This is a genomic window from Psychrobacter sp. CAL346-MNA-CIBAN-0220 (genome assembly GCF_040309805.1).
GTDB lineage: Bacteria > Pseudomonadota > Gammaproteobacteria > Pseudomonadales > Moraxellaceae > Psychrobacter.
In genome coordinates this window covers 1-254 of the sequence record NZ_JBEOPF010000518.1, presented here as the reverse complement: position 1 = coordinate 254, position 254 = coordinate 1, and the positions used below count along the sequence as shown (strand labels likewise).

1 pseudogene is annotated in these 254 nt (G+C 40.2%); it reads right to left on the bottom strand.

The features are described from left to right. Window positions 1-234 (bottom strand): annotated as a pseudogene (locus AAEY88_RS14615) (hypothetical protein); the annotation flags it as partial. Window positions 235-254: the final 20 nt, after the last annotated feature.

Genomic DNA, 254 nt, shown 5'->3' with positions numbered 1-254 from the left:
GGTTTGTACAATATCCGCATCTACTGGCAATTCATTTGACTGATATGGCTGCTTAATAGAGTTGCTAGCAGTGTTTGCGATAAATTTTGGCAGTATCTCAAGAGTCATGCCACTAGGCAGTACAATAACGCCAATATAATGTCCAACCTTGAGTTGCCACTGTCCTTGCTTGCGTTTAATACTAAATACTGACAGCTCTTGGGTTATCAGCCACTGAAAATCAGAGTCGTACAAGAAATTAGACGCTATTAAAC